27 protein-coding genes and 1 riboswitch are annotated in these 26636 nt (G+C 35.7%); of the genes, 9 read left to right on the forward strand and 18 right to left on the reverse strand.

Annotated elements, in window-relative coordinates:
- Window positions 1-2 precede the first annotated feature (2 nt).
- Genes C7377_RS08335 through C7377_RS08345 form a run of 3 tightly spaced genes read right to left on the reverse strand, consistent with a single transcriptional unit; the run spans window position 3 to window position 3480 of the window.
- Complete coding sequence (locus C7377_RS08335) at window positions 3-764, reverse strand: phosphosulfolactate synthase (protein WP_116496896.1); 762 nt, start codon at window positions 762-764, stop codon at window positions 3-5.
- Window positions 765-2168, reverse strand: a complete 1404-nt coding sequence (locus C7377_RS08340) for a tetratricopeptide repeat protein (protein ID WP_116496897.1) — start codon at window positions 2166-2168, stop codon at window positions 765-767.
- A gap of 46 nt (window positions 2169-2214) precedes the next feature.
- Window positions 2215-3480, reverse strand: coding sequence for a THUMP domain-containing class I SAM-dependent RNA methyltransferase (locus tag C7377_RS08345; RefSeq protein ID WP_116496898.1), 1266 nt, complete (start codon window positions 3478-3480; stop codon window positions 2215-2217).
- 116 nt (window positions 3481-3596) lie between these two features.
- Here C7377_RS08345 and C7377_RS08350 point away from each other — a divergent pair, with 116 nt between their 5' ends.
- The 4 genes from C7377_RS08350 (at window position 3597) to C7377_RS08365 (ending at window position 6284) form a co-directional block, all read left to right on the forward strand.
- Window positions 3597-4286: an SIMPL domain-containing protein gene (locus C7377_RS08350; protein WP_116496899.1), complete on the forward strand. Its 690-nt coding sequence runs from the start codon at window positions 3597-3599 to the stop codon at window positions 4284-4286.
- A 17-nt stretch (window positions 4287-4303) separates the two neighbouring features.
- Complete coding sequence (locus C7377_RS08355; RefSeq protein ID WP_116496900.1) at window positions 4304-4621, forward strand: DUF4298 domain-containing protein; 318 nt, start codon at window positions 4304-4306, stop codon at window positions 4619-4621.
- A gap of 305 nt (window positions 4622-4926) precedes the next feature.
- Window positions 4927-5571, forward strand: coding sequence for a hypothetical protein (locus C7377_RS08360; protein WP_116496901.1), 645 nt, complete (start codon window positions 4927-4929; stop codon window positions 5569-5571).
- Entirely contained in the window at window positions 5568-6284 is a 717-nt protein-coding gene (locus C7377_RS08365; protein WP_116496902.1) for a DUF3307 domain-containing protein, read from the forward strand. Before C7377_RS08360 ends, C7377_RS08365 begins: the two co-directional genes overlap by 4 nt.
- Window positions 6285-6391: 107 nt before the next feature.
- Here C7377_RS08365 and C7377_RS08370 read toward each other — a convergent pair whose 3' ends face one another.
- Window positions 6392-6631: a hypothetical protein gene (locus tag C7377_RS08370; RefSeq protein ID WP_116496903.1), complete on the reverse strand. Its 240-nt coding sequence runs from the start codon at window positions 6629-6631 to the stop codon at window positions 6392-6394.
- On the opposite strand from C7377_RS08370, the gene C7377_RS08375 reads away from it, so the two are divergent.
- Window positions 6613-7098 (forward strand): DeoR/GlpR family DNA-binding transcription regulator, encoded by a 486-nt coding sequence (locus C7377_RS08375; RefSeq protein WP_116496904.1) that lies wholly within the window; start codon window positions 6613-6615, stop codon window positions 7096-7098. The genes C7377_RS08370 and C7377_RS08375 overlap by 19 nt on opposite strands.
- A 73-nt stretch (window positions 7099-7171) precedes the next feature.
- Here C7377_RS08375 and C7377_RS08380 read toward each other — a convergent pair whose 3' ends face one another.
- From C7377_RS08380 to ribD, 5 genes are all read right to left on the reverse strand, one after another.
- Window positions 7172-10402 carry a S41 family peptidase gene (locus C7377_RS08380; RefSeq protein ID WP_116496905.1) on the reverse strand — a complete coding sequence of 1077 codons (3231 nt, stop codon included), beginning with the start codon at window positions 10400-10402 and terminating at the stop codon, window positions 7172-7174.
- Between the two features lie 184 nt (window positions 10403-10586).
- Window positions 10587-11048: a 6,7-dimethyl-8-ribityllumazine synthase gene (gene ribH, locus C7377_RS08385; RefSeq protein WP_116496906.1), complete on the reverse strand. Its 462-nt coding sequence runs from the start codon at window positions 11046-11048 to the stop codon at window positions 10587-10589.
- Window positions 11049-11056: 8 nt separating this feature from the next.
- Entirely contained in the window at window positions 11057-12289 is a 1233-nt protein-coding gene (locus tag C7377_RS08390) for a bifunctional 3,4-dihydroxy-2-butanone-4-phosphate synthase/GTP cyclohydrolase II (RefSeq protein ID WP_207778472.1), read from the reverse strand.
- A 33-nt stretch (window positions 12290-12322) separates the two neighbouring features.
- Entirely contained in the window at window positions 12323-12973 is a 651-nt protein-coding gene (locus C7377_RS08395) for a riboflavin synthase (protein ID WP_116496908.1), read from the reverse strand.
- A gap of 11 nt (window positions 12974-12984) precedes the next feature.
- Window positions 12985-14073 carry a bifunctional diaminohydroxyphosphoribosylaminopyrimidine deaminase/5-amino-6-(5-phosphoribosylamino)uracil reductase RibD gene (gene ribD, locus C7377_RS08400; RefSeq protein WP_207778458.1) on the reverse strand — a complete coding sequence of 363 codons (1089 nt, stop codon included), beginning with the start codon at window positions 14071-14073 and terminating at the stop codon, window positions 12985-12987.
- Between the two features lie 77 nt (window positions 14074-14150).
- Window positions 14151-14275, reverse strand: a riboswitch (FMN riboswitch).
- Between the two features lie 476 nt (window positions 14276-14751).
- Here ribD and C7377_RS08405 point away from each other — a divergent pair.
- Together C7377_RS08405 and C7377_RS08410 are read left to right on the forward strand one after the other, a co-directional pair.
- Window positions 14752-15678 (forward strand): DnaJ C-terminal domain-containing protein, encoded by a 927-nt coding sequence (locus C7377_RS08405; protein ID WP_116496909.1) that lies wholly within the window; start codon window positions 14752-14754, stop codon window positions 15676-15678.
- The gene (locus tag C7377_RS08410; protein WP_116496910.1) at window positions 15675-15968 is read left to right on the forward strand and encodes a chaperone modulator CbpM; all 294 of its coding nucleotides are present in this window, start codon (window positions 15675-15677) and stop codon (window positions 15966-15968) included. The genes C7377_RS08405 and C7377_RS08410 overlap by 4 nt, the downstream gene beginning before the upstream one ends.
- On the opposite strand, the gene C7377_RS08415 is transcribed toward C7377_RS08410, so the two are convergent.
- Complete coding sequence (locus C7377_RS08415; RefSeq protein ID WP_116496911.1) at window positions 15965-18778, reverse strand: PD-(D/E)XK nuclease family protein; 2814 nt, start codon at window positions 18776-18778, stop codon at window positions 15965-15967. The two genes, C7377_RS08410 and C7377_RS08415, sit on opposite strands and share 4 nt — an antisense overlap.
- Before the next feature lie 2 nt (window positions 18779-18780).
- Complete coding sequence (locus C7377_RS08420; RefSeq protein WP_116496912.1) at window positions 18781-19383, reverse strand: NUDIX hydrolase; 603 nt, start codon at window positions 19381-19383, stop codon at window positions 18781-18783.
- Here C7377_RS08420 and pyrE point away from each other — a divergent pair.
- Both pyrE and C7377_RS08430 read left to right on the forward strand, forming a co-directional pair.
- Window positions 19382-20023 (forward strand): orotate phosphoribosyltransferase, encoded by a 642-nt coding sequence (gene pyrE / locus C7377_RS08425; protein WP_116496913.1) that lies wholly within the window; start codon window positions 19382-19384, stop codon window positions 20021-20023. The two genes, C7377_RS08420 and pyrE, sit on opposite strands and share 2 nt — an antisense overlap.
- Before the next feature lie 13 nt (window positions 20024-20036).
- The gene (locus C7377_RS08430) at window positions 20037-20489 is read left to right on the forward strand and encodes an SRPBCC family protein (protein ID WP_165806884.1); all 453 of its coding nucleotides are present in this window, start codon (window positions 20037-20039) and stop codon (window positions 20487-20489) included.
- 7 nt (window positions 20490-20496) lie between these two features.
- Here C7377_RS08430 and C7377_RS08435 read toward each other — a convergent pair whose 3' ends face one another.
- The 7 genes from C7377_RS08435 to C7377_RS08465 all read right to left on the reverse strand — a co-directional run bounded on the left by C7377_RS08435 (window position 20497) and on the right by C7377_RS08465 (window position 26633).
- Window positions 20497-21627 carry a glycosyltransferase family 4 protein gene (locus C7377_RS08435; RefSeq protein ID WP_116496915.1) on the reverse strand — a complete coding sequence of 377 codons (1131 nt, stop codon included), beginning with the start codon at window positions 21625-21627 and terminating at the stop codon, window positions 20497-20499.
- Complete coding sequence (locus C7377_RS08440) at window positions 21627-22406, reverse strand: hypothetical protein (protein WP_116496916.1); 780 nt, start codon at window positions 22404-22406, stop codon at window positions 21627-21629. Before C7377_RS08440 ends, C7377_RS08435 begins: the two co-directional genes overlap by 1 nt.
- Complete coding sequence (locus tag C7377_RS08445) at window positions 22387-23805, reverse strand: capsule assembly Wzi family protein (protein WP_116496917.1); 1419 nt, start codon at window positions 23803-23805, stop codon at window positions 22387-22389. The genes C7377_RS08440 and C7377_RS08445 overlap by 20 nt, the downstream gene beginning before the upstream one ends.
- Window positions 23806-23848: 43 nt before the next feature.
- Window positions 23849-24271 carry an NUDIX hydrolase gene (locus C7377_RS08450; RefSeq protein WP_165806885.1) on the reverse strand — a complete coding sequence of 141 codons (423 nt, stop codon included), beginning with the start codon at window positions 24269-24271 and terminating at the stop codon, window positions 23849-23851.
- Between the two features lie 114 nt (window positions 24272-24385).
- Window positions 24386-24607, reverse strand: a complete 222-nt coding sequence (locus tag C7377_RS08455; protein WP_116496919.1) for a hypothetical protein — start codon at window positions 24605-24607, stop codon at window positions 24386-24388.
- Window positions 24607-25059, reverse strand: a complete 453-nt coding sequence (locus tag C7377_RS08460) for a GAF domain-containing protein (protein ID WP_116496920.1) — start codon at window positions 25057-25059, stop codon at window positions 24607-24609. The genes C7377_RS08455 and C7377_RS08460 overlap by 1 nt, the downstream gene beginning before the upstream one ends.
- 5 nt (window positions 25060-25064) lie before the next feature.
- Window positions 25065-26633, reverse strand: coding sequence for a lytic transglycosylase domain-containing protein (locus C7377_RS08465; RefSeq protein WP_116496921.1), 1569 nt, complete (start codon window positions 26631-26633; stop codon window positions 25065-25067).
- Window positions 26634-26636 lie beyond the last annotated feature (3 nt).

The following is a 26636-nucleotide window of genomic DNA, read 5'->3' on the forward strand; positions in this document are numbered from 1 at the left end:
AACTATTTAGGAAGAAAATCCAATAGCGTATCACCTCGCAAACCAGCACGTAAGGTTTCTAACGCAATTACCTCGTTTGTAGCAATGTTACCCAAATTTACTTCAGGTCCGAAATTTTTGATAAACCATACCTGCTGACTCTTTAATGGAGCCTCCCATAAAATATTATCAGCATTCATAGCTTCATCTATGGTTTTAATCAACTCTGTGTTAGCTGAGCCGTCTTTATTAAAAATACCAATAGTTCCACTCTCTCTTGCTTCAGCAATTACCTTCCAGGCTCCTGCAACTCGCTCTGCTTTCATCTTCTCCACCCACTCATCATTCGTCAAATGTCTCTCTCCTGTTTTTAATCCAACCTCTGAAAGCACTGTGAAGTCCTTTGCTAACTCTCTGATATAATCACACTTTAAACTTTCATCAATGGGTAATACACCATCTGAGATTTCAACATACTCTACTTCACAATCTAGCAAATATTTACGATATTCTTCAAATTGGTCACGAGCTACGAATGCTTCAAATAAGGTCCCTCCAAAATATACTTTTATATCAGCTTGTTTATAGACATTAATTTTATTTTCCAAATCAGGGCACAACAAAGATGTACCAAAACCCAGTTTAACAATATCAACATATTTACCTGAGGAAGCGACTAAATCTTCAGCTTCTCGAGTACTCAACCCCTTATCCATTACCATCGTAAGCCCTTTATTACGAGGTTTGTTCTCTCTTTCTGGAATATGCGTTAATACGTAATTCATTTATTCATGTAGTTTTAATAAGTCATCAATTTTTCCTTTGCTAACAAGAGGTTCATTTCTTCTGCAATAATTAACCAATTCATCAAACTGTCCGTTATCTATAGACTTAGCTTGTTTTAGATAGCGTTTAGCTTCTACAAGATCATCTTCTAATAGAGCAAAAAGTGATAAATAATAAAACAATTCAGCCTCTTCTTTAAAATCCTTTTTGACTGCTTCTAAAACCTCTCTTGCTTCTTGAATATTGTTCTTTTTGTGATAAAATTTTGCTAACTCTATATGATTATGCAAAGCATCAGGAGAAGCAATAATAGCATACCGATAGGCATTAATTGCCAAAGTATCTTCATTAATCAGTGTATAAAGTTCTCCTAATTCTATATAACATTCACTAAAAGTACCATCTGTTTTAGCGGCCTTTTCCATATGCTGAATTGCTTCATAAATATTTCCCTGAAGTTTAGCAACCATGCCTAAGCCAAACCATGCATCAGAAAGCTTAGGATCTATAGACAATGCTTTATTGTAATGCAAAACAGCACTCTCGTACTCTCCTAGTCGCTCGTAGCATTCAGCAATGTAAGTATTTGTTAATGAGTGATTATCATCATAGTTTAGATACTTCAAATAGCATGTAAGTGCTTCTTTGTATTTACCTAAATAAAACAAGGCATTTCCTTTGTTGAAATATGCCTTACTATGCTTAGGACGGATTGCTAAAGTATAATCATAAGCCTCTACAGCATCCTCATAACGTTGCAATCTGTTGTAAATAATTCCTAAATTATACCAAACTTTATGGGAATATGGAGAAATGTCAAGATATTTATTATAAAATAAAATACTATTATCTAGGCGCTCTAACTGTTCATAACAATATGCTACTTCAAACAAATTATTGAGATCGTTTGGAGATTCTTCATAAAGTTTATAATGGTACTGTAAAGCCAAACTGAACTCAAATACATGCTGAAATGCTAACCCAATACGAAAAAGTAGTTCCTCCCTGTTTTCATCATCACGTTCTATTGCCATAAGAAAAGCAGAATTGGCTTCTTCGTATTTCCCAGTTGCTGTAAATATAGTGCCTCTTAATAGATGAAATTCAGCGTCATCACTGGTCTGTTCTAATTCTTTTATAAGATTCAGCGCTTTCTGTGTTTTACCTTTTAAAACATACATCTCAGCCTGTTTGTATTTCAATTCTATTGCATCAGGATGTTGAACCAATGCTTCGCTGATGACATTTTCGGCTTTGGATTCTTGCATCGTCGTTAGATAATACTCTGCAATATCAACATAGTCAAATACATCAAAATAACGAAATGATTCTCCTCTTAAAGTTTCTTCATAGAGCCTAACTAACTCGGCTATATCTTTATTTTCGTCAAAATAATTTGTCATTAAAAAATCGTGCTTCGTTATTTGAAAAATTGCTACAAAGGTAGCCTTATTTCTTCAAAAACCTTGATACATTAAACTTTTTATTCGGTTGTTCTTCTTTCCTAACCTCTTGTCTTTTCCTAGGCTTTTCTTCAATCAATTTTCCTTTTTCTTTCGGAGTATCTTGGTTGTATTTTTTACTTCCTTCATAGAGTTCAAAGTGTTGCAACTGTCCTTCCAATTGTCCATTCAGTAAGGTTATTTTTTCTGATGGGCGTAAACCAATATGTTTAAAATTCTCTTTGGGGGCAGTAATTATCCATGCATCAAATCCTTGGAAATCATTTTTAAGTTTACTGCCTATCATATTGTAAATCTCTGCAATTTCTCCCGCTCCTATTCGCTCACCATAGGGCGGATTGGTTATGACTAATCCTGAGTCAAATGTATTATTAAAATCTTCAAAACTAGTGTGCAAAGTTTTAACATTCATGTGGAGTTTTGAACGACGTAGATTTACCCTAACAGCACGTAGCACTTCCCTATTAATATCTGCACCTATGATTGTTGCTTCGATAGGCTTTATTCTTTGGTCGGCTTCTCTTTTAACTTTTTCCCAGAGTTCTTTGTCGAAGTTCTTCCATGATTGAAAACCGTAAGTATCTCTATAATAGCCTGCTGGTATATTTCTAGCTAACATGATAGCTTCTATAAGAATCGTACCTGAACCACACATAGGATCAATAAGTGTTTGCTTTCCATCCCAACCGGCAAATTTTAGCATGGCTGCAGCAAGCACTTCATTAATTGGTGCTAAACCTTCGCTAAAACGATAACCCCGTTTGTGCAATGAATCCAATGAACTGTCTAAGGAAACAATGCAACGGTCTTCTGATACGTGGAGATTGAACTTCACATTAGGAGCCTGCGTATTTACAGAAGGTCTTCTGCGATAATTCCGTACAAAATAATCACAAATAGCATCTTTGAATTTATACACGGCAAATTGTGTGTTATCAAACTTACTGGAATAAACCACCTTGTCAATAGCAAAAGTGTCATTCAAATCCATATACTTTGCCCATTCAAAATTATAGAGCTTATCATAAAAATCTTCTACATTTGTAAATTTAAATTCATGCAAAGGCTTCAAGATACGAATAGCAGTCCGTAGTTGATAATTAGCTTTGTACATCAGTTCATCATCTCCTTCAAAACTTATAGCTCTACGCATAGGCTTCACTTTTTGTGCACCTATATCCTCTAACTCTTTTACCAATAAGTCTTCTAACCCCAACAAGGTTTTTGCAACCATTTTAAATGATGAACTCATACAATATTATTCTTATTTATCATGTTCAGTAACATACTATCAATTTGCAAAGATACGCTTTTTTATGGCAGGGTAATTGTATTTTTGTATAGATATAAATCTTTAAATGTATCATTATGAAACGAATCGCAATTCTTATTCTATTACTCACAAGCTTAGCTTTTAATATGAATGCCCAAACACAAGATAACAAAAATTACATAGAGGTCACAGGTGATGCAGAACTCAAAGTTACACCTGATGAAATTTATCTATCCATTGCTCTAAACGAAAAAGATGTAAAAGATCGTCGCTCACTGGACGAGCTTGAGGGTGATGTCATTGCTGTAATGCGCAAGCTCAACATTCCTACAGACAACCTGTCTATTGCTGGGGCAAACAGCGATATGGAACGTGCATTTTGGACAGGGAAGAAAATTTATGCCAGAAAAAATTACATTCTTAAACTTACAAATGCAAATATTATTGGTCAACTACTTAGAGAATTAGAAAAGAAAGGCATTTCTAATGTAAATTTAGCAAGAGTGGATAATAGCCAAATGGAGAAATACCGAAAAGAGGTAAAGATAATGGCAATGAAAGCTGCGAAAGACAAAGCAAATTACTTGCTGGAAGCTATTGGAGAAAAAGTCGGAAAGCCATTACTTATTCAAGAGCGAAATTACCGTCCTCCTTTTTACCGAAACACAAGTAACGTAATGATGATGAAATCTGCTGATGCCAACGGCAGAAAAAATTACGAACTTGATTTTCAAGATTTAACTCTGAAATATGAGATATTTGCTCGTTTTGAAATTGCAGAATAACCTAAATACTATATGCTATGAAAGAAGAACAAAGAAAACGTATCGAAAGAATGGAGAGCATCTTTAATGAGATGGGTGTTGCCTTGAAAAATCTTGAAGACACATTGGGTGATTGGACAGAAAAGATGCCTTTATATGATGAATTGCTTAGTTATTATACTAGTGAGGATTGGATGATAGATTATGAAGATTCAAAAAATAGCGAGTCTTTTCCAGGTCCAGAAGAGATGTCGCAAGCTATTTTAAGTGAGGATGCCATATATGATGAAATGGTAAGATACCGCGAATTAGCGATTAGATTATTGAAATTGGCAACTTATATGATTGAGCAATAATTTGTAAAAATATCCTCGTATATAAATAACCAATATTAGCAATAAATTATGAGATGCTAAATCCCAAATGTATTAGCTAGGATGCTATTCCATATCATTGTTGATAATCAAATTTCTAATAGATGTAAGTAAAGCTGGGAATAGTTTAATAAAAGCATTAATTTATTCAAACTTATTCTAACAAAAGACTTTGAATATATTATTCAAAAATAGAGTAAAAACATCCTAACAATCCACGATACTATAAATCATCGCTTAATCATACGATATTTTGAAATATCGTTTATTTATACGATATTTGTAAAATGATAGCAGTTATTACAGGCGACATTATCGCATCACGAAAATTGGTCAACCAAAATAAATGGATGTCTCCTCTCAAAGAATTACTTTCTACTTGGGGAGAAAGTCCATTAGATTGGAAACTGGAACGCGGTGATTTTTTTCAAATTGAAGTTGTACAGCCAAAGGAAGTACTTAAAAAGGTGCTTGAGATTAAAGCACTAATCAAAAAAGTAAAACCTCTTGAAGAACAAAAAACAAGCAGTTCTATAGACGTAAGAATGGCTATTGGAATTGGAGAGAAAACCTACACAGGAACAAGCATCTCAGAGAATAATGGCTCCGCATATATTCACTCAGGAGAGAAATTTGACAGTCTTAAAAAAGAAGATGTAACTATTGGGATTAAAAGCCCTTGGCAAGATTTTGACAGAGAAATGAATCTTTACTTAAAACTAGCTGGTCTCTTTATGGATAAATGGACTCTTTCCTCAGCCGAATTGGTTGAAATTGTACTCAAAAATCCTGATGCGACACAAGAAGTCATTGGAGAGCAACTAAACATAAAACAAAACTCCGTAAGTGGCAGGTGGTACAGAGCCCATATAGATGAGTTGCTTGCCGTTGAAAAAATGTTCCAGAAAAAAATCTCAAATTTTATTAAATGATAATCCTTATAAAACTCATATTAGCCCATTTTATTGGTGATTTTCTGCTACAACCTAAATCATGGGTTGATGAAAAGGAGAAGAAAAAGATACGTTCTCCGAAACTTTATCTGCACGCTCTTATTCACGGTGGGTTGCTATTATTACTGCTTTGGGATTGGAATTATTGGCTTTTAGCCTTATTGCTTACTTTCATTCACGGACTAATAGACGTATTAAAACTCTACCTACAAAATGAAAAGAATAAAACGACTTGGTTTCTAATAGACCAAGGCTTGCATATCGTTAGTATTATAGCATTATGGATCGTATTTTTTCATCCTGGCATAACTGCAATGATCAGTAGCATTTCGCAAAACTTTTGGATTTACGTGACAGCTTTAATTTTTATCACTACCGTTTCAGGAATAATAATGCAAACACTTTTATATCAATGGTCAAAAGTTTTAGATGATGCAAATAGTAGATCATTAAAAAATGCTGGGAAATATATCGGAATGCTTGAGCGCTTGTTTGTTTTTCTCTTTGTAGTTTCCGGAAATTGGCAAGGGATAGGATTTATGTTAGCGGCCAAATCGATATTCCGTTTTGGAGATTTAAAGCAATCAAAAGATCGAAAATTGACAGAATATATTCTAATCGGAACATTACTTAGTTTTGGAATCGCTGTAGTAACAGGCTTATTAGTCCTTTATTTAACGCAGAATATCTAATATAACATTAGATTAGTAAGAAACTAGCAAATTTTATAAAAAACAAGACGAGATTTTTAAAAATCTCGTCTTGAACATTAAACTATTTATATAACTGAATAAGCTTATTAAAATAAATCTACAGCAATCTGCATTCTTGCTATTTCAACAGATGGATTCCACAAGAAAGTTGAATGTACAGGCAATGTATAATTACCTATCTTGACATCTTTATTTGCAGTAAAACCAACGTTTACGATGTCAAATGAATTTTCTCCATCTCCATATAAATGTGTATCTCCATCAAAAGCGAAACCTGCACCTAAATGTGCATGAACGTTAATCTTGCTTGATTGATATAATTGCATCTGGAACAACTGTATTGTTCTTAGCAAGACAGATTCAAGACACTGAAAGACTTACAGTATTATCAAGCTCATTAACTATTTCAATAGAATTGGCAGCTCTAAGCAATGTCGAAATCATTCAATTAGGAGGGCCAGTTCGCAAAAGCTCAGCTTCAACTATTGGGGTTGCTGCTCAAAACATGATTCAGCAATTTTCTACGAATACTCTTTTTTTAGGGGTAGATGGCATTGATTTAAATTTTGGAATCAGTACAACCAATCAAGAAGTAGCAGAACTAAATAAATTGATGATTAAAAATACTGACAGAGTTGTTGTTCTAGCAGACTCTACAAAAATGAATAAAAAAGGTTTTGGAAGAATATGTGATATAGAAGATATAGATATCATAATAACTGATGACAATACCAAACCTTCTTATATACATAGCTTAGAAGAAAGAGGTATAGAAGTAATCGTAGCCTCATAAAACTTTTATTGATACTAAAACAAAGCCGATACTCTTTTAAGAATATCGGCTTATTTGTAGGGAAGAAATAGTTTTACTTCACCTTTTTCATTAATACTTTAACAGCTGTTTCTAATTGTTGGTCAACTCCTTTAGTAATCTTATCAGGCATATTTTTAACTTGAATATCAGGTTGTGTTTCGTTATTCTCTAGCCACTCTCCTGCTTTGTTTCTTGCACTTACGGGTATTGACCCCCATAGCACTTTACCATTCTGCAACATTTCCCAACCTGCAAAACTACAGGTTCCAGGAACAGGCATACCAATCAATTCTCCGATGTTCAAATCAGTGTACATGCTTGAAAAACAATGACCATCACTATAGTTTGCTTCATTAGCTAACGCCACAGATGGCTTTGTCCAACGGAAGGAAGGTTCATAGCCCACTGTTCGTCCTTCTATTGCATATTCTATAAAGTTATCTCCTGTCAAAAACATACTTAAATCGCCAACTAAATCGCCACCACCATTAAAACGGGTATCAACAATTAAGCCTTTTGCATCATAATATTTACCCATAACGTGTTCATAAACATTGCGAAAAACACCGTCATTCATGCCAGAAAGATGCACATAACCTAAAGTTCCATTACTCAATCGCTCTACATCCTTCTCATTCTGTTTTACCCAACGGTCATATAGTAATGTACGCTGCTCTCCTAAACTTATAGGCTTTACTGTTACATAAAAATCTTTTTTGCCTTTTCCATAAAGTTTCAATGCTGTGTATTTACCCGCTTTACGATTTAAATATTTTGCATAATCTGTATCAGTTATTGGCTCTCCATCTATTTCTGTAATAATCATTCCTTTCTCAACATCAAGGTCGCTCTTGTCTAAAGGTCCTCCTTTAATAATTTCAGTAATTTTAATCCCTTGTCCTTCATAATCATAATCGATAAAAGTTCCCAAGGAGGCTGTCTTATCACCATTAGGTGCTCTGTGATAATAACGAGCACCACTATGCGAAACGTTCAATTCACCTAACATCTCGGACAATAACTCTGTAAATTCAAAATCGTTACCGATATTCTTCAATTTAGGTTCATAATTAGCACGCAGCTTTTCCCAATCAGCACCATGATAATCAGAAATGTAAAACATCCCTTTATTACGTTCATACACGTGGTCGAACATTTGCTGACGTTCTGCAACTACATCTAAAGAAATCTCTCCTCCGAGAGAAATTCCTTTAGAACTTCCTTTCTCAATATCAATCTTTGAAATACGACCATCGCCCAATAGGAATAGTTGTTCCATTTTTTCATCCCATTGCAAACTACCCTTCTTCACTCCTAACTTAACGAGCATCTTCGTTTCTTTAGTACGTAAATTTGTTTTCCAAAGATTCATGCCTTTTTCAAAACGTGCTAAGTAATACAGTTCTTGTACATCTTTAGAAAGGACAGCATCTCCTAAACGCGAAGAATGAATTGTCAATCGCTCCTTCCGATTTTCAATTCCATCTAATTCTATTTTTACTTCTACGGGTTTGATTTCCTCTTCTTTACCTTTCTTTTCTTCCTTCGTCTTATCTTTTTCTTTACCTTCCTTATCTTCTTTCTCTTTATCCTCAATCTCTTTCAGCAACTCATATTCATCTTTACTCAAATTGAAACGGTCCCAAGCTTCTTTGGTTAAGAACATTGAATACACATCTAACTGGCGTGAACCGCTATTTGCAGAAGAACGCAAGCCGTGACGGTCGCTAAACCACAGGATTTGTTTTCCTTCATCAGCCCATTGTGGAGAATAATCACCATAACCGCTTTCGGTAAGGTTAACCACCGAGTCTGGTTTGTTTGCTGACACCAATAACACTTCTGAATTGGCTAATACAGGAGAATATTCAACTAGCAACCATTTACTATCTGGACTCCATGTAAAATATTGGTCACCTTCACTCATGTACAGCAATTTATCGCCATCAAGTAATGTTCGTGTCTTTTTTGATTCTACATTGTAAGTTTTCAAAGTAGACCGATTTTCGATATAAGCAATCTCCTTTCCATCGGGAGAATATTTAGGTTCATAATTGCTGTTTATATTTTCAATAACTGCTTCCTCTTTCAATAACGTGGAAGCAAAGAAGTAAGGCTCATGGTCATTTACTTTGGATGTTTGATAAATGCTCCACTTTGCATCACGCTCACTTGCATAAAGAATATGTTTTCCATCTGGAGAAAAACTCACAAAGCGTTCCGGTGCAGGAGTATTGGTAATACGTTTGTGCATTTTACCTTTTACTGAAGACACAAACACTTCACCGCGAACAATATAAGCGACTTCTTTACCATCAGGTGAAACAGCCATTTCACTCACGTTTCCACTTACATTAATCAGTTGATGACGATTTGTTTTAGCTCCCGTACGAACGTGGACATTTATTTTTACAGGCTCCGCTCCCACTTTTTGCGTATATATAGAGCCATTATAAGTATAACAGAGCAATCCATTTTTAGAAATACTCAAGGAACGAACAGGGTGCTCTTTAAAATCTGAAATTTGCTGAGCATTTTGTCCGTTTAAATCCATACTATGAACATTAAATGTTCCACTACGCTCGCTCAAGAAATAAATTGTTTTTTCATCAGGTGAAAATACGGGATGACGGTCTTCTCCTTTAAAAGAAGTTATCATCGTGTGCATCTTATTTTTCACATCATATTTCCAAATATCACGAGTTATTGCTGATTTATGATGCTTACGAAAGGTATTCTCACCTCCTTTTTTATCATGATATAGCATAAGACTACCATCACTACTCACTTTAGCATATTCGGCAGGAATTGTAAATATTTGCTGTACACGCCCTCCATCAACAGGAACTTTATAGAGCTCAGGTTGCGAACCCGTCGGATACTGACGATGATTTACGTCATCTAAGCGTTGTCCGCCAAAAATCACATATTTATCATCTTCTGAAAATGTATAAGGTGTTTCATTATTAGAATGAAAGGTCAATCGTTTCACTTCTCCGCCTTTTTGAACATCGATAATGAATAAATCGAAATTCCCATATCGGTTAGATGCAAAACAAATTTTTGTACCATCATTACTCCAAACGGCTTCATAATCATGGTCTTTATGGAAAGTCAATGGGCGAGCTTCTCCACCAACTGATGGAACAGTATAAATGTCCCCTTTGTAAGTAAATGCAATTGAAGTACCGTCTGGAGAAATAGACGTATAACGAAACCACTCATCATTAGCTTGTACAGAAACTTGTACAAAAAACGCCACTACTAAAAAAACGTATCTCATAGATATAAATTTTAACAATTATTTTATTTCTTTTTAAATATCTCGCAGGATATTAGTTAGTTTCTCCGAACTCTTTTTGATATTTTAGCGAAAATAACACAAAGAATCTGAACAACCTTATACTTCAACAAAAAGCCGACATACTTTACAGCATATCGGCCTATTTGTTCACAGAATTTAGTTCTTAGAACTTCTCTAATAAATTTACCATTTCTATTGCTGTGTTTACAGCCTCAGCACCTTTATTTCCTGCCTTTGTTCCTGCACGCTCTATAGCTTGCTCAATAGAATCTGTGGTTAACACACCAAAAATCACCGGCTTTTCAGATTGTAAGCTTACTTGTGCTATCCCTTTAGATACTTCCGATGCCACGTAGTCAAAATGTGGTGTATTTCCACGGATTACTGCTCCTAAACAAACGACTGCGTCATAAACTCCGGAGTTTACCATCTTTTTAGCTACCAACGGAATTTCAAAAGCTCCGGGTACCCAAGCTACAGTAATATCTTCTTTGATTACTCCATGACGAACAGCAGCATCTACGGCTCCATCTAATAATTTTGAACCAATAAATTCATTAAATCGTCCCACTACGATTCCTAATCGTAATTCACTCGCAATCAGTTTTCCTTCTAATATATTCATCTTATTAATTATTTTAAAATAGTTTCTTTTTCTAAATTAGGTAATAGATGTCCCATTTTGTCATGCTTCGTTTTCATATAAGCAAAATTCTTTTCGTTATGGTTCATCTCTATAGGCACTCTATCTACGATTTCTAAACCAAATCCTTCTAATCCAGTGATTTTTTGTGGATTATTTGTCATTAGACGCATTTTTCTTACCCCTAAGTCAGCTAAAATTTCAGCACCAATTCCATAGTCTCTTTGGTCTGCCTTGAAACCTAATGCTAAATTAGCCTCTACGGTATCCATTCCTGCATCTTGAAGATGATAGGCTCTCAATTTATTTATCAAACCAATGCCTCGACCCTCTTGTCTCATATAAAGTAACACTCCACTTCCTTCTTCATTGATACGGCGTAAAGCTTCATTCATTTGCTCTCCGCAATCACAACGCAGTGAGCCGAAAGCGTCACCGGTAAGGCACTCCGAATGCACTCGTACTAAGGTTTCACGCTCTGGGTCTATTTCACCTTTGACCAAAGCCACATGATGTTCGCCGTTTATTTTATTCACATAACCATAAGCTTTAAACTCTCCAAATTTCGTCGGCATAGCAGCAACAGTAACTCGCTCAGCCAACTTCCCATCTTGTTTCCTTCGGTACTTTATTAAGTCTGCAATACTTATCATCTTGAGACCTTCTTCTTTTGCAAACTTCTCTAATTCCGGCATGCGAGCCATTTCGCCATCTTCTTTTATGATTTCGCAAATCACTCCGGCAGGAAATAAGCCCGCCAGGCGAGCCATGTCGACTGCAGCTTCAGTGTGTCCTTGACGAACAAGCACACCATTAGGCTTGGCAACCAATGGAAAAATATGTCCTGGTCTGCTTAAATCTCCCGGTTTAGAGTCCGGGTCTATAATTGTCTTAATCGTATGTGCTCGCTCAGAAGCTGAAATACCTGTATGACAATCTGCTGCATCAACAGAAACGGTAAAAGCTGTTTGGTGCGAATCGGTATTCTTAGCAACCATCATATCAATATCCAGTTCTTTCATTCGTCCCTGAATGATAGGCATACATATTAAACCACCTGCCTTTTTTATCATATAATTGATATCTTTTGGCGTCACTTTTTCGGCTGCCATTACTAAATCGCCTTCATTTTCTCTGTCTTCATCATCAACAATGATGATTTGTTCGCCTCGGCGGATTGCTTCTATTGCTGATTCTATTGTATCTAATGCCATTGCATCTATATTTTAATAATGTTAAATATTTTGATGAATTGATTATAAAAACCCATTCTCACTTAAAAATTTCATATCTACTTTAGAGCTTGTTGTTTCTTTTTCTTTGAAACCTAACAATCGTTCTGTGTATTTTGCTAGCACATCCATCTCTACATTGACCCAATCGCCTTCTTTCTTCTTGGAAAGCGTGGTGTCTTCTTGTGTTACAGGTATCGTGCTCACTGAAAATGTTTGTTCTTCTAAAGTTGCTACAGTCAAACTAATACCATCGACAGCTACAGAACCTTTTTCGATTAAATAACGCATCGTTTCTTGTGGAACCTCTACTGTAACCCAACGTGCAATGTCTTCATGACGAATATTGGTAATTTTAGCCTTACAGTCAATATGTCCTGAAACCAAATGCCCTCCAAGGCGAGTGCTCAGTTGCAACGCTCGCTCCAGATTAACTCGTGAACCAATAGTCAAATCACCTAAAGTGGAATTTCTTAATGTCTGCGCCATCACATCCGCTGTAAAGGTGTTCCCATCTATCGTGGCAACTGTAAGACAAACACCATCGGTAGCTACGCTGTCTCCATATTTTAAATCATGTAACACTTTATTTGCGCTAATCGTTAACCGACTAGACTTTGTTCCTCTACTAATGCTTTGTATTACTCCTATTTCTTCAATTATTCCTGTAAACACTTTATACTTCTTTATTTATTTACCTTAGCCTTAAACAACCAATCTTCTCCGGAAGGCTCTACTTGAAAACCTGTAAGTTGGTAGGCATCTTTCATTAATGTGACCCCTTCGCCACCAACGCTCGTAGGTGCAACTGTGCCTCCGACTATTTTGGGTGCAACGAATGTCCAAACTTCATTAACAATTCCTGCCTGCAAAGCCGAAGCATTTAGCGTTGCTCCTCCTTCCAACAAAATACTGTCAACACCTCTTTCACCTAATTCTTTCATCAAGTGAGCTAAGTCCACACGATTTTCGCCTGCTACAAAGACCTCTGCTCCTTTATCAGTATATTTTTGAATGATTTCTATAGAAGGCAGCTTTGTTGTTGCAATAATGACTTTTGCTTCGTGTTCCCATATTTTAGCATCCAAAGGTGTGCGAAGAAGACTATCGACAATTATTTTGATAGGCTGGCGAACTTTTCCCTCTAACCGACAATCTAATTTGGGACTGTCTTTTAATACCGTATTGATACCCACCATAATTCCCATTAACTGATGACGTAATTGATGTACTTTTTTTCGTGAAATTTCACCGCTTACCCACTTGCTATCTCCGGTATGTGTCGCAATCTTTCCATCTAAAGTCATTGCTGTCTTCATCAGCACATAAGGAGTTTTCGTTTGAATGTATTTGAAAAATATGCGATTCAATTCTTTAGATGCCTCCTCCTCTATTCCAACAATTACCTTAATCCCTGCATCTTCTAACATTTTGACTCCTCTGCCGGCAACTAAAGGATTGGGGTCTAAACTTGCAATAACAACTTCCTTAACACCTGCTTTTATCAAAGCTTCAGCACAAGGCGGTGTTTTTCCATAATGCGAACAAGGCTCTAAGGTTACATAAATGGTTGCTCCATCAACGGATTTTCTGGTATTTCGTATGGCTTCTATCTCAGCATGAGGTTTTCCGAAAGCGGTGTGGTAGCCTTCGCCGATAACTTCGCCATCTTTTACCAAAACAGCACCCACCATAGGATTAGGATTGACAAAACCTTTTCCTTTGGAGGCTAAGCTCAAAGCCCGTTTCATAAATGTATTGTGAATTTCTTGCATAAAAAAAGCCCTAGTAAAATTCAAACAGGGCTATATCACACAAAGACATAGGTTACGAATGCAACCTAATCTCTACTATCATTCTTCTTCCATCCGGACTATGACCGTCGGTATAGGATTTTCACCTAATCAGTCTTGCTTTTTGCAAGAGTCGTGGACTGTTACCACCGGTAGGGAATTACACCCTGCCCTGAAGAATTTTTATTTGCTTACAAATATAATCTTTTTCTTACAGAATCAAACATAGTTCATTAGGAGAATTTACGATATTTAATTTTCTTCTTTATTGTTCATTTTGGTCTAACCCAAAACGAACTAAAAACTTAAGACTGTGATAATAGTAACGAATAATTTTTACTTTTTCATTTTTAACTTTTCATTTAGGGAAATAATGAAATGAGATACTTCGCTATCGCTCAGTATAACAAAGAGATTCATCACTGCGTTCAGAAAGACAAGAAAGAAACCCTCAATAATTAGCCCCGATTGGAGTGGTTATCCTTTTTGTGGGTTAGAAAATCAGTGCGAGAGCGGAAAAAAGATAGGAACGGAAAGCGGGAATGTGATAGCAAAATAAAGAAAAGCTACCGCTACAAAACAAAAAATACCCCTAAGTCAATAGAATAGCACAAAATAGCACATTTTTTGTAGCACTATTCCACAAACTAATTCAACAAAATGGAATATATAGACTATTATAAGATACTCGGTATCCCCAAAACGGCATCGAAAGATGAGGTGAAAAAAGCGTATCGGAAATTGGCGCGTAAATACCATCCGGACTTGAATCCTAACGATAAGGAAGCTCAAAAGAAATTCCAGCAAATAAATGAAGCCAATGAGGTGCTTAGCGATGATGAAAAGCGCAAAAAGTACGATACTTATGGTAAGGATTGGAAACATGCTGATGCCTACGAAGAAGCACAACAACAGGGTGGATATGGAGGAAATACCGGTGGATTCTCTGGTCGCCAACAGTATTCGAGTCAAGATTTTAAAGGAAATTTTGGCGGAGGAGATTTCTCTGATTTTTTCAATGATTTGTTTGGCGGGGCTCATGGCTACAGCAGCAGACAACGGTCAACACGCTTTAGAGGACAGGATTTTAATGCCACATTGCAACTGAATGATGAAGATGTTTATACTTCGCAAAAGCAAGTGCTTACAGTCAACGGCAAAAAAATACGCTTGACAATACCTGCCGGAGTGGAGCATGGGCAAACCATCAAAATAAAAGGATATGGCGGCGAAGGTGTGAATGGCGGCAGTAAAGGTGATTTGTATATCACGTTTGACATCATCCCGAGCAGTCGTTTTAAGCGAGTAGGCGCTGATTTGTATGCGGAACAAAAAATTGATTTGTACACAGCTGTGCTCGGTGGCGATGTTATTATCAATACCTTCAATGATAAAGTAAAGCTGAAAGTAAAAGCAGGTACGCAAAATGGTACTAAGGTGCGTCTAAAAGGAAAAGGATTTCCAGTTTATAAGAAAAAAGGGCAATTGGGAGACTTATACATTACCTATACCATTGAAATCCCTACTAAGCTAAGTGCCAAGGAGAAAGAATTGTTTGAAGAACTTGCAAAAATTAAGAAATCATGAAACCGACACTCATAAGTATAGAGACTATATCAACCTATCATAAAGTAGATGAGGATTTTATAGAACATTTAAAGAATGCTGAAATAATCAATTTCATTATTGAAGATTCTAATTATTATCTAGAAGAAGAGGAATTACCACATTTCGAGAAAATCGTTAGAATGTATTACGATTTACATATTAATATGGAAGGTATCGAAGCCATTCAGCACATGTTGCGGAAAATGGAAAGTATGCAAAGACAAATGCAACAATTAGAAAACAGATTGCGTTTGTACGAAGATTTTTAGTTTCCTGAAAATACGGTACATATTCCCGTGTGTGAGTCATGGGAACACTCGCTGTCATCTTCAGAACGGAAAAAGACAGGTTCATTTCCGAAAATATCTCCCAAAACTTTTTGCAATAAAGATTCATATTCTCTGTGATGCTCAGCAAACGAGAAAGGAGGTTTGTTTTTACCCTCTCCCATACCAAATTCTGTTTTTGGCACAGTTTCGATGTCTTTAAGATGATAAACACAAGGTTCTGCAAATTCTCCTGTGTTTTGATAAAATAACCAACTGTAAAAAATCGTTTGCAGTGCTGTAGGATTACGATATTTTCCTGTAGCCTCAAATAATTCCTCCAAACTTCTAAAACCTCTATTAATGTAACCTGTCTTATAATCAACAACTCTCACAACACCATCTTTTTCATCAATTCTATCAATCAAACCGCCGAGAACAACTTCATTAGTCTGTCCGTTTGTTTCAAATTGTAAAGAAGCTTGCATACTCTCTTCTAGTCCTACTACTCTAAAAGGTGCATAGTTTTTATCTCTATTGATTAATTTCTTCAGTAGATGCTTTAGCGTATCAAAAATTAACCATTCCTTGCCTCGTAATTCTCTTTCTTCTCCTGCAAAAAGCTCAATTTGAAATGCTTCAAAGATTACTTTTTCAAGATTCTTTGGTTTTCCTATTTGATTAAGCAAATCGGTTGAAATTTCTTCATTTAAATAAGGTTTATAGAGCAATTCTGCAGCTTTGTGAAAAATAGAGCCAAACATATTATTATCATCAGCCTTTGCCAATGATTGCACCTCCTGGACTCCTTTAATATATCGATAGTAAAAGTTTTGAGGACAACGTAAATAACGATTTATTGCAGAAGCTGAAATCGGTTTTTTATCAATGAAGTATTTTTGTGATAAAATTCCAAGAACTGTTTCATCTTTCACAATTTCCTGTGGCTTTGCAGGAACCCACTTTAAATCTACAGAAGCGACCATCTCATCTATAACAAAAGGAGCTTCGAATTTTAGCTGGGTAATGTATCGGCTTTGTTCTTTAGTCTGCATATCTTCCGTTCCTGAAACCGAGAACAAGGTCATTGTTTCTGCACGGCTCAGCAAACGATAAAAATAATAGGCATACATCGAATTCTGCTCATCCAATGTAGGTAAGCCTGCACCTATTCTTAAATTGTAGGGAATTAATGAACCGGCTAACTGAATGTTTGGCAAATAATTCTCATTAGCCGAAAGTATATAGACATTTTTAAAATCTAACAAACGGGTTTCTAGGAAACCTATAATTTGCAAGTTTTCTTCAATAGACGTTTCAAAAGGCATACGTTGTTCAGTAAGTTCTTCCAACAATATCGTCCAAAAGAATTGTTGTGCTTTGATATCTACACGAAGTAAAACATCATGCATTCTTCGAGATAGCGTGCTTGTTCGCAACATCAACTCCCGATCAGCACTATGGGCTTCCGTTTTTGTATATAAAAAAGACAATAAACGTTTCAGATGCAAATAGCATTCTTCCTGTTTCACTATCGGGCTTAGCATCTTCGATAATTTCCCAGAGATACTTTCTGCGGTAACCCACATCTTATTGCTCTCCCTCATTTTCCTTTCTAACGTCTTTACTTCGTCTTTGTCAAAATGGGAAGCATAAGGATGATGCAATATTTTTTGAATAATATCACTAGAAAAAAACGCCGTATCATCTTGCCAAATCATACTTCGATGCAGACTTACCCAAAGTTCAAGAAATTGCATCCATGGAGTTTCTTTTAGCGGATATCCCATTGAAATATTTACTTCATCAAGCGTTTCCGGCAGGGAGGAGAGTACGGTAACCAATAAGTCCTCATTAGCTAAGACCACCACTGATTTTTTCAATTCCTCTGGAGAAATATCCTTCAATATCTCACCTAAAACTTTCGTTTGTTGCACTTCAGTAGCACATTCTATATGTTTAACGTTCTTTTGTGAATCTATTCCTCTCTCCAGAACGAATGTCTCGGGATTAGGAAAATCTGAAATATTCCTACTGATAAATCTTCCCGCTTCATTAAATCTATTATCAATATAATACACGTCATAGTCCCAGTAGAATGTCGCTATATCTTGCTCCTTTAACAAACGAAAGATTTCACGTTCTGCTTTGCTCAGCACATTAAAACCAATAAAGACCGTTTGTCTATCGGCTAATGTTGTCTCTCCTCTTTTTAAAGCTTCAGCTACTTCTCTGAAAATACGACCTTCATAAGCTATCCCTTCTTCATCTAAAGTTTCATTAAAATCTTCATACACTTTTGGCAAGGCCTTCCACATCTGTAAAAACATTTGCTGATGCTTTGAATGCTCTTCAATATCAAAACTTTTCCAAAATTGTTTAATAGCTTTAATTTGTTCCTCAGTCAGATAAGACAGAGAATCGTCAATTGCTTGCAGGGAAGCTATGTTTTTGAATAACTGTTGAGTGTCAACTAAATGTTTATCAATGGTATCAAAATCGCCCAAGAGTAAATTCGCAAAAGGATAAAACTCTGAAAAAGATTCATTTGTATCATTAAACTTCTTAAAGCTTTTGTATAATTTCCCTCTAAGTGTGAGCTTATCAGCTACAACCTTTCTGGATTGCTCAACAATTAAATCATTGATTATAAGACATTCTGGAACTATGAAATAATCAGTTGCGAATTCTTTAAGATATTTCTTGAAATAGATAAGAGAGCGTTTATTGGGAAAAACAATTTTCAAGTCTGAAAGCTGTTCCCCATACAAATTCCAAAGGTGTTGAGCAGTATGATGCAAAAAAGGTCTCATAGTTATAACACAGCGTTTAGAACTTCTTTTATCGAATTATATGTACTATTTAGTACCACACCTTTGCTTGTTGTTTTAAACCATTTACACTTAGTAATCCCCTCCTTTGTTTGTGGCACTAATTTCTCATTGCCCTCGTACCTCATCAAATACCACGTGCATTTTTTCAACTCCCAGATTCCTTTCGTCTTATAGATATGATAAGTTGTGGGGAGTTTATCTACAATAACAGGTGCGGTGATTCCAGTTTCCTCTTCCACTTCCCGTATAGCAGCAATCCTGTTTTTCTCTGTCTTTTTTAGCCGACCTTTTGGCAAGTCCCATCTTTCATATCTGTAGATAGCTAAAAACCGATTGTCTGTATTAAAAACTAAACCGCCTGCTGTACGAACATAGTTAAACTTTGATTTAAAATACTTAAACAGTGCTTTTGTATCAGGATATACAATACAAATGTCAAATTCTAATTCATAATTGATAATTTTATCCACATAACGATCAACTTCTTCTTTCTCATGGATACCATAACTTACACAAGCCATCATAGGAACTTCATTGATAAAAATAGTCCTATCTTTGAAAAATACTTTATACATTTGTGCCATGAAAACAAACCAATTTAATATAGCGGAACAAACCGCAGATTTCCTATTACAAATTAAAGCAATAAAATTAGAACCTTCAAATCCATTTACGTGGGCAAGTGGGTGGAAATCGCCAATTTACTGTGATAATCGAAAAACTTTATCTTATCCTAACATAAGAAAGCATCTCGCAAAATCTTTCGCAACTATTATCAAAGAAAAATTCTCTGATGTGGAAGTAATTGCTGGAGTAGCAACCGGTGGAATTGCTGTTGGCGTTTTAGTTGCCGAAATATTAGACTTACCCTTTATCTATGTGCGCTCTGAAGCTAAGTCGCACGGAATGACCAACCAAATAGAAGGTGCTTATGAAGCAGGGCAAAAAATGGTGGTTATTGAAGACCTCATCTCTACCGGAGGTAGCAGTTTGAAAGCAGTAAACGCATTGCGTGGTGCTGACTGCAAAGTTCTAGGTATGGTAGCAATATTTACCTATGATTTTGAAAAGGCTGTGAGATCTTTTGCGGATGCAAACTGCGAAGTCTATACATTGTCTAACTATGCAACTCTTATTGAAAGAGCTAAGGAAACAGGCTACGTGAGTGAAGATGATGTTGCCCGCTTGCAAGAATGGCGTAAGGCTCCAGATCAGTGGAAATAACAATTTTGTGTTTATGAGTTTAGTAAAAAAAGTAAGCGATATTAAGAAAATAAATGCTTCAGCAGAGCAAGTGTACAACTTTTTATCTGATTTTGAAAAAGTATCAGAATTGTTTGAAGAGGCATCTGATAGGATACCTGAAGAGGAAAAGCAAAAAATAAGCGAACATATTGAGGACTTCACTGCCGATAAGGACAGTTGCAAATTTACCATCAAAAACTTTGGACGGACAGGTTTATCTATCGTGGATAGAGAACCTAGCAAAACAATAAAATATCAAGCAGACAGTAATAGTCCTGTACCTGTGACGCTTTGGGTTCAACTGGTTGAAGTAGATGCTAACGACACCCGCTTACGGGTAACTATGCATACAGAATTGAACATGATGATGAAAATGATGGTAAAAAACAAGTTAGACAAAGGAGTCAATCAGTTGGCTGAAGCACTTACGATGATACCATATTAAGTTTTTATTATTTTTCTGCCATCACACTTTTATAGACGCCCATTAGGCTATGAACAACCGCTTCGTCTGAGAACTTCTGCACATGTGTTAGCCCTTTTGCAATCATTTCCTGCCTAAGTTTTCCATCTTCTAAAATTTTGTCTGTAAGAATAGCAATTTCCTCAGGATTATTCGGATTTATATATATCGCTGCGTCGCCACCAGTTTCAGGGAAACAGCTTCCCTTACTCGTAATTACTGGAACTTTTGAAGCCATTGCCTCCACAATAGGGATACCAAAACCCTCGAAAAATGAAGGATAGGCAAACAACGATGCTGTTTGGTAAATAGCAGGTAAATCTTCATTAGGAACATTATGAAGGAAGATGACACGATCCTCCAATTTTTTTCTCTGAATCAATTGTTGCAACTCAGCCATATATTTTTTCACAGGTCGACCAATTGCAACGATTTTAGCATCATGCTTTGCATAATTCAAGGAATGTATCAAACTGATTAAATTTTTACGTGGCTCTATTGTACCTACATTTAAGACAAAAGTATCTGGCAATGCGTATTTCTTTTTCACCTCTACCTTTTTGCTTTCACTTACAGTATCCCAAAACTGACTTGCGCATCCTTGATAGGAAACTACAATTTTCTCCGGAGCAATCTGAAAGTAATTCACAATATCATGTTTCGTTTGCTCACTTACAGCGATGATTTTATCTGCCTTTAAACAAGAATTTTTGAATTTTCTCAAATAGATTTGATTATCGATACGAGAAAAAAACTGAGGAAAACGTAAAAATATCAAATCATGTATCGTGACAATGGATTTAACATTAGCATTTTCAATATCGGAGGGCAATTCATTGCTTAATCCATGAAAAATATCTAATCTGTCTTTATTTATTGCACTACTCATGCTTAAGCTACGCCAAAAGGCACTAAATTTCTTAGCTAAGAATGAGTCAGGTTGTCTTACAATAAATGGTTTTCCACAATGGAAAGGGATAGCATTTTTAATCTTAGGAGTGTAGAGATAATACTCATTATCAGGATAATATTGCTGGAGCAATAGCAATGCACTGCGACTGTAATTCCCTAAGCCACTATAGTTATAAAAAGCTCTTTTAGCGTCATATCCTATCTTCATTATTTCCTTGTTATTTTTTTGAATCTCTTCTTATATTTATTTTTCCGTTTTATTTTACGCTTATGTTTCTTATCAGAAGAAATCAATAATTCTGTTACTGTTTTAGCATCTTTATCCGTTATTTTCGCATACTCATCAGCAATGATTTTAAGTTCGCTCCTCTCAGCCCAAAGTCTTGAGAACATTTTCAGCCCTTTGCGTATATCCATTTCTTCAAATCGCATTCTATTGATATCCACAATGCTGAATTGATACATATTGCTGTCTTTTTTTATCAAGATATTTCCTCGAGAATAGTCAAGATGATTAACCCCATGACGAAGCATACTGAAATATGTGAAGCGTGTAAATTGACGAAGAAGTAATTCTTTATTGTCTATTTCCTTGCCAATGACTTCCCGTATGGTAATTGGATAATCATCGAGTTGAATACTCACAAAATAACTTCTATCCAAAAGACCATTTCGGAAGCAATTTATGTAAGCTATAGGTTCTGGTGTTTCTACACTCATATTTTGCAATTTGTGAGCATAATAATAGGTGCGTTTTGCCTTCGAGTATCTCAAATAAGCATACGCAAACTTATTGATCAAATGAGGAATTTGATACGACTTTACATTTACAATAATTCCATCTAAACGAAACAGTTTTATCTCGTTCCTACTTTTGTAAATAGTCTCACCTATTGTATCCCATTTATCAGGAAGGGAATAAACGAACTCCTCTAAATGACGAAACTTTGAATTAATTACAATTTCTCTATTTTCTCCACCAACCATTTGTACTTATTTTCACGAATGCGCCCATTGAATCTTCTAAATATTCCCCTTTATCAGCTGCTACTCCCCAGCTTATATTGACTGGAAATTCTCTAATTGCTACTGGAATAGTCATTTCAAGATATCCTGAAACTTGTTTTTTCTCAGCAATAGGCTTAGCATAGGTTCCTATATTACTGGAATAACTCAATAAGGCTTTATAGGGGAATTTATTGGCAATATAACCAAAAACTCCTCCATGTAGTGCTTTAACTCGATTATTAGAAACCCCTAAAGTATAATTATCATTTTCAATAGGGGTAAAAAAAGGCGTTCCTATCGTTTGACCATAACTCGTCCAGCCCGATTTATAAACGCTATGATTAAAATAATTATCCCGTCCTGTCCAAAGTTTATCCTCTCCTGGTTTCTTTCCTACTTTATCCCCAGACTGTTTTTTTGTGTAAAACCATTCAAATAAAAATGACTGAAACCATGCTTTATCTTTGGCTCTTTTTAGATATATCCCATGGAGTGCATCTCTATTAAAGAAATTCCTGCCAGAATCATCCTCAAAAATCACTTGTCTATATAAATTTATTGCAAAATGCTCTCCTTTATAATGAAAACGTCCATCAAGCATTCCCAAATGATTGCCTACCCTATTCTTATCAAAAGATGCAGCTATTTGGTCGTAGTCCGAGTTGTCTTTAGCAAAGAAAACATCCATGTAGGCATCAAAATTAGATGGGAGTTTCCCAAATTTAGGAGAATCTCCACCCCACTGGGCATAATGATTTAATCCAAATTCCAGAGAAAATTGAGCTTTCGTAGCTTTCAAGTACAGATTTTTATGATGTATATGAGGTTTATCAACATAGCGATCCTCAATCATAATACCTTCTGAAAATGCACCTTTAAATTGTAGGATGCCTTTAGTGAATGGAACATCTGTATAAGGCAACTCAATCAATAATTTCGGATAAGGTCTGGCATTTGATGATTCTATAAAATTCCCATTTGTTGAGGACAACCCATCGTATTGAATTTTGTTTGCTTTAGCACCCAGGTACATTCGCAACTTTCCATAACGCACACCCAAGTAATAATCTCTGAAACGAAATTCTGTATTATCTGACACAGAAGCACTCCCAAGTACGCCCAAACTCCAATCAAGTTTTTTCGAGGATTCAAATTCTTTCTTCAACTCTATACTCCATAGTCCATAATTTTCTGCTGGAACTATCCCAAATTTATTTGCTCGCATCCAAAAAGGTAGATTATCTTCACTTCCCAATCCAAACCCTAATTCTGTCTTATAATAAAACCCTCCATTGCCATCACTTTCTATATTATAATCTTGACCATAAAGAAATGTAACAGATAAAAACAGAAATGTCAATAGATATTTTTTCATCATAATTTCGTAAATGTAAATTATTCTTTTTACAAAGAAAGTGAGTTTATGATAGCTTTTGACAATTTAGACGAAAATCTTTTACAATTTTACGTATTGATTCAAACGCAATCTCCTCAACAGGCAAGTTATTTAATGAATAAAAAGAGAAACTGGCGACATCATCCTTAGCTTTCAGATCTGTGTAAGTGTTTATCTTTACCACAAAAGCCATATCCAAAGTAAACACGGAAACATCACTAAAAACATACTCATTAGGATAAGATCCAAAATAATTTATACTTATCGCAGAAACATTTAATTCTTCCTTTAATTCTCTTCGAACAGCATCTTCGGCAGTTTCACCAATATTCACAAAACCACCAGGCAGGTCTAACTTCCCCTTCCCTGGCTCTATAGCTCTTTTGGTTAATAAGAGTTCCTCATCATCATTCAAAATAAGAATGGCTACAGCGGATGCGCTATTCACGTAATGATGAAAATGGCAATTTTTACAAAACAAAGAATTATCATTTTTATACACTGTATGGTTACTACCGCAACGCATACAATTTTTAAAGACTGATTTTGGATGTGTGCTCATTTATAAAAGCCCTCCCCCAATATAAAGTCTTACCAATGCAATAAGTATCACTATTAGGTTTAAGTTTCTTCCAGCTCTTTTGCTACTGAAAGAACCAAACAAAAGTCCTATAATTGCGATGACCAAAGCAACCCAGCTACTTATCGCACCTAGAATAGGAAATATAACCAAGACTAGCAATATCATCCCTACGACACCAAAAATTGTGGAAATAATATTCATTATTCTGCTATTAAATGTAAAATCTTCTCCAATCCTTTTGCATCATCTTCATCAAAATGAGCATATTGCTTACTGTCAATATCTAAACAGCCGATAATTTCCCCATCTATTTTAAATGGAACAACAATTTCCGAATTTGTAAGCGAAGAACATGCAATATGTCCATCGAATTGATGCACATTATCTACAATCAGTGTTTTCTCCTGGTTTATAGATGCCCAGCACACGCCAAGATCCTTTTTAAGCTTTTGACAAGCCAAGGGACCTTGATAATTATGAACCAATAACTCCCCATTATTTAACATATAAAAGCCAGTCCAATAAAAGTCTTTCATTTTGTGATGAAGCACAGCTACGACAGTAGCCATTCTTGATGGTAAATAATCTGTAGCCTCAAATAATTGCTCAAGTTGAGCATAAATTCGTTGATATTTTTTAGCTTTTCCTGACATTATTCTTATATTTCTTTAATTCTCAGTTTTTGTCCTACACGTAAAGCACTAGGATTTATAATTTTATTCAATTCCAAAATACTGTCTTGTGTAACTCCTTCATATTTCTGAGCTATTGACCAGCAATTTTCATTTTTCTTTACCGTATGATACACATATTTTTCTGGCAAATAAGGTAACTTTTTGTTTTTTCCTTTTGCTTTAACTTTTTTCGTAGATGCTCTATAAGTTTTTGGAGTCTTATTTGTGTAAATCACTAATCGCTGTCCAGCTCTTATTCTATCTGAACGTAAACCGTTCCATTTTTTTATATTTCGGACAGTAGTGCCATGTCTTCTCGCAATTCTGCCCAAATAATCTCCCCTTCGCACCTTATAACTAATACGGGTGCCCGTACCATTCACACCATATGACGGATATATATCTTTTTTCTTCGCAATTAGTTTTCCTTCATTAGAGAAATACTCTGACCTGTTGTAGCCATAAATACTATCTTGATAAGAGGCAAACAAACCAGATTCATAGGTCGGCAGTACCAGTCGATAACTTTTATTCTCTTTTGCTGGAATATAGCCTTTTAGGTAGGTTCGATTTAGTTCGGCTACATCTTTTTCTTTTAGTCCTAAAACACCAGCAACCTGTCCCAAATGCATCGGCTTATCTACCATAACGGTGCGAACATCAGTATATTTCACCATATCACGCATCGGGGCTATCATTAGATCAGTATGATAAAAAAAAGCATAATAAGTTGCAATATATTTAGGAATATGTCTTCTGGTTTCTCTAGGAAGATGCTCATAAATACTCCAAAAATCATCACCCCCACTTCGCTTAATGGCTTTATTTACATTTCCCGGACCACAGTTATAGGCTGCAAGAACCAGTAACCAATCATTGTAAGTCTGGTACAGTTCACGCATATATCGTGCTGATGCTCTAGTAGAAGCTATCATATCACAGCGTTGATCAACATTTCCATTTATCTCTAAACCATATTCTTTACCTGTTCCATACATAAATTGCCACAAACCAACAGCACCTGCTTTAGACATAATATTTGGAATAAGTGCAGACTCCACAATAGCAGCATATTTTAATTCTTCCGGAACACCTTCTTCACTTAAAATCTGTTCAAAAATTGGAAAGTACAATTGAGAAAGAGCAAGCATCTTGCTCATATATTTTCGCCCACTTTTAGACACAAATCTATTGATATATTTTTGAACTTCATCAGTGTATTTCAGCTCTACTGAACCACTCATAGCATTCACTTGCAATGCAGTCTGCTCTGGACTGAAAACAGGAAGGTTCTCTTCAGGAACATTCTCAAAAGATGCATAAAGCTCATCCAAATCAACTTCTTTTTTCTTTTTAGCATCAGCTTCAATTTCTTCATAAAAACTTTTCTCAAAGGCAACTGTCGCTGTATCTTGATAGATTTCCAGTTGCATTTCATCAGCTAATGAAACTGAAGTTGATTGTTTATAAGTTATGTCTTTTTGAAAAATAGAACAACTTGATAATATTAAAGATAGAATAAAGCCGTAAAAGCCATATTTAAGGTAATTCATAAA

It is taken from the genome of Balneicella halophila (assembly GCF_003096835.1).
Taxonomy (GTDB): domain Bacteria; phylum Bacteroidota; class Bacteroidia; order Bacteroidales; family Balneicellaceae; genus Balneicella; species Balneicella halophila.

Excerpts from the sequence above, each read along its gene's own strand:
- C7377_RS08340 (WP_116496897.1), bottom strand. The coding sequence starts at position 2,168 with ATGACAAATTATTTTGACGAAAATAAAGATATAGCCGAGTTAGTTAGG.
- C7377_RS08415 (WP_116496911.1), bottom strand. The coding sequence starts at position 18,778 with ATGAGACCTTTTTTGCATCATACTGCTCAACACCTTTGGAATTTGTAT.
- C7377_RS08350 (WP_116496899.1), top strand. The coding sequence starts at position 3,597 with ATGAAACGAATCGCAATTCTTATTCTATTACTCACAAGCTTAGCTTTT.
- pyrE (WP_116496913.1), top strand. The coding sequence starts at position 19,382 with ATGAAAACAAACCAATTTAATATAGCGGAACAAACCGCAGATTTCCTA.
- C7377_RS08380 (WP_116496905.1), bottom strand. The coding sequence starts at position 10,402 with ATGAGATACGTTTTTTTAGTAGTGGCGTTTTTTGTACAAGTTTCTGTA.
- C7377_RS08355 (WP_116496900.1), top strand. The coding sequence starts at position 4,304 with ATGAAAGAAGAACAAAGAAAACGTATCGAAAGAATGGAGAGCATCTTT.
- C7377_RS08360 (WP_116496901.1), top strand. The coding sequence starts at position 4,927 with ATGATAGCAGTTATTACAGGCGACATTATCGCATCACGAAAATTGGTC.
- C7377_RS08335 (WP_116496896.1), bottom strand. The coding sequence starts at position 764 with ATGAATTACGTATTAACGCATATTCCAGAAAGAGAGAACAAACCTCGT.
- C7377_RS08460 (WP_116496920.1), bottom strand. The coding sequence starts at position 25,059 with ATGTCAGGAAAAGCTAAAAAATATCAACGAATTTATGCTCAACTTGAG.
- C7377_RS08445 (WP_116496917.1), bottom strand. The coding sequence starts at position 23,805 with ATGATGAAAAAATATCTATTGACATTTCTGTTTTTATCTGTTACATTT.
- C7377_RS08370 (WP_116496903.1), bottom strand. The coding sequence starts at position 6,631 with ATGCAATTATATCAATCAAGCAAGATTAACGTTCATGCACATTTAGGT.
- C7377_RS08435 (WP_116496915.1), bottom strand. The coding sequence starts at position 21,627 with ATGAAGATAGGATATGACGCTAAAAGAGCTTTTTATAACTATAGTGGC.
- ribD (WP_207778458.1), bottom strand. The coding sequence starts at position 14,073 with ATGCAAGAAATTCACAATACATTTATGAAACGGGCTTTGAGCTTAGCC.
- C7377_RS08410 (WP_116496910.1), top strand. The coding sequence starts at position 15,675 with ATGAAACCGACACTCATAAGTATAGAGACTATATCAACCTATCATAAA.
- C7377_RS08365 (WP_116496902.1), top strand. The coding sequence starts at position 5,568 with ATGATAATCCTTATAAAACTCATATTAGCCCATTTTATTGGTGATTTT.
- C7377_RS08345 (WP_116496898.1), bottom strand. The coding sequence starts at position 3,480 with ATGAGTTCATCATTTAAAATGGTTGCAAAAACCTTGTTGGGGTTAGAA.
- C7377_RS08455 (WP_116496919.1), bottom strand. The coding sequence starts at position 24,607 with ATGAATATTATTTCCACAATTTTTGGTGTCGTAGGGATGATATTGCTA.
- C7377_RS08440 (WP_116496916.1), bottom strand. The coding sequence starts at position 22,406 with ATGGTTGGTGGAGAAAATAGAGAAATTGTAATTAATTCAAAGTTTCGT.
- C7377_RS08430 (WP_165806884.1), top strand. The coding sequence starts at position 20,037 with ATGAGTTTAGTAAAAAAAGTAAGCGATATTAAGAAAATAAATGCTTCA.
- ribH (WP_116496906.1), bottom strand. The coding sequence starts at position 11,048 with ATGAATATATTAGAAGGAAAACTGATTGCGAGTGAATTACGATTAGGA.
- C7377_RS08465 (WP_116496921.1), bottom strand. The coding sequence starts at position 26,633 with ATGAATTACCTTAAATATGGCTTTTACGGCTTTATTCTATCTTTAATA.
- C7377_RS08420 (WP_116496912.1), bottom strand. The coding sequence starts at position 19,383 with ATGGCACAAATGTATAAAGTATTTTTCAAAGATAGGACTATTTTTATC.
- C7377_RS08405 (WP_116496909.1), top strand. The coding sequence starts at position 14,752 with ATGGAATATATAGACTATTATAAGATACTCGGTATCCCCAAAACGGCA.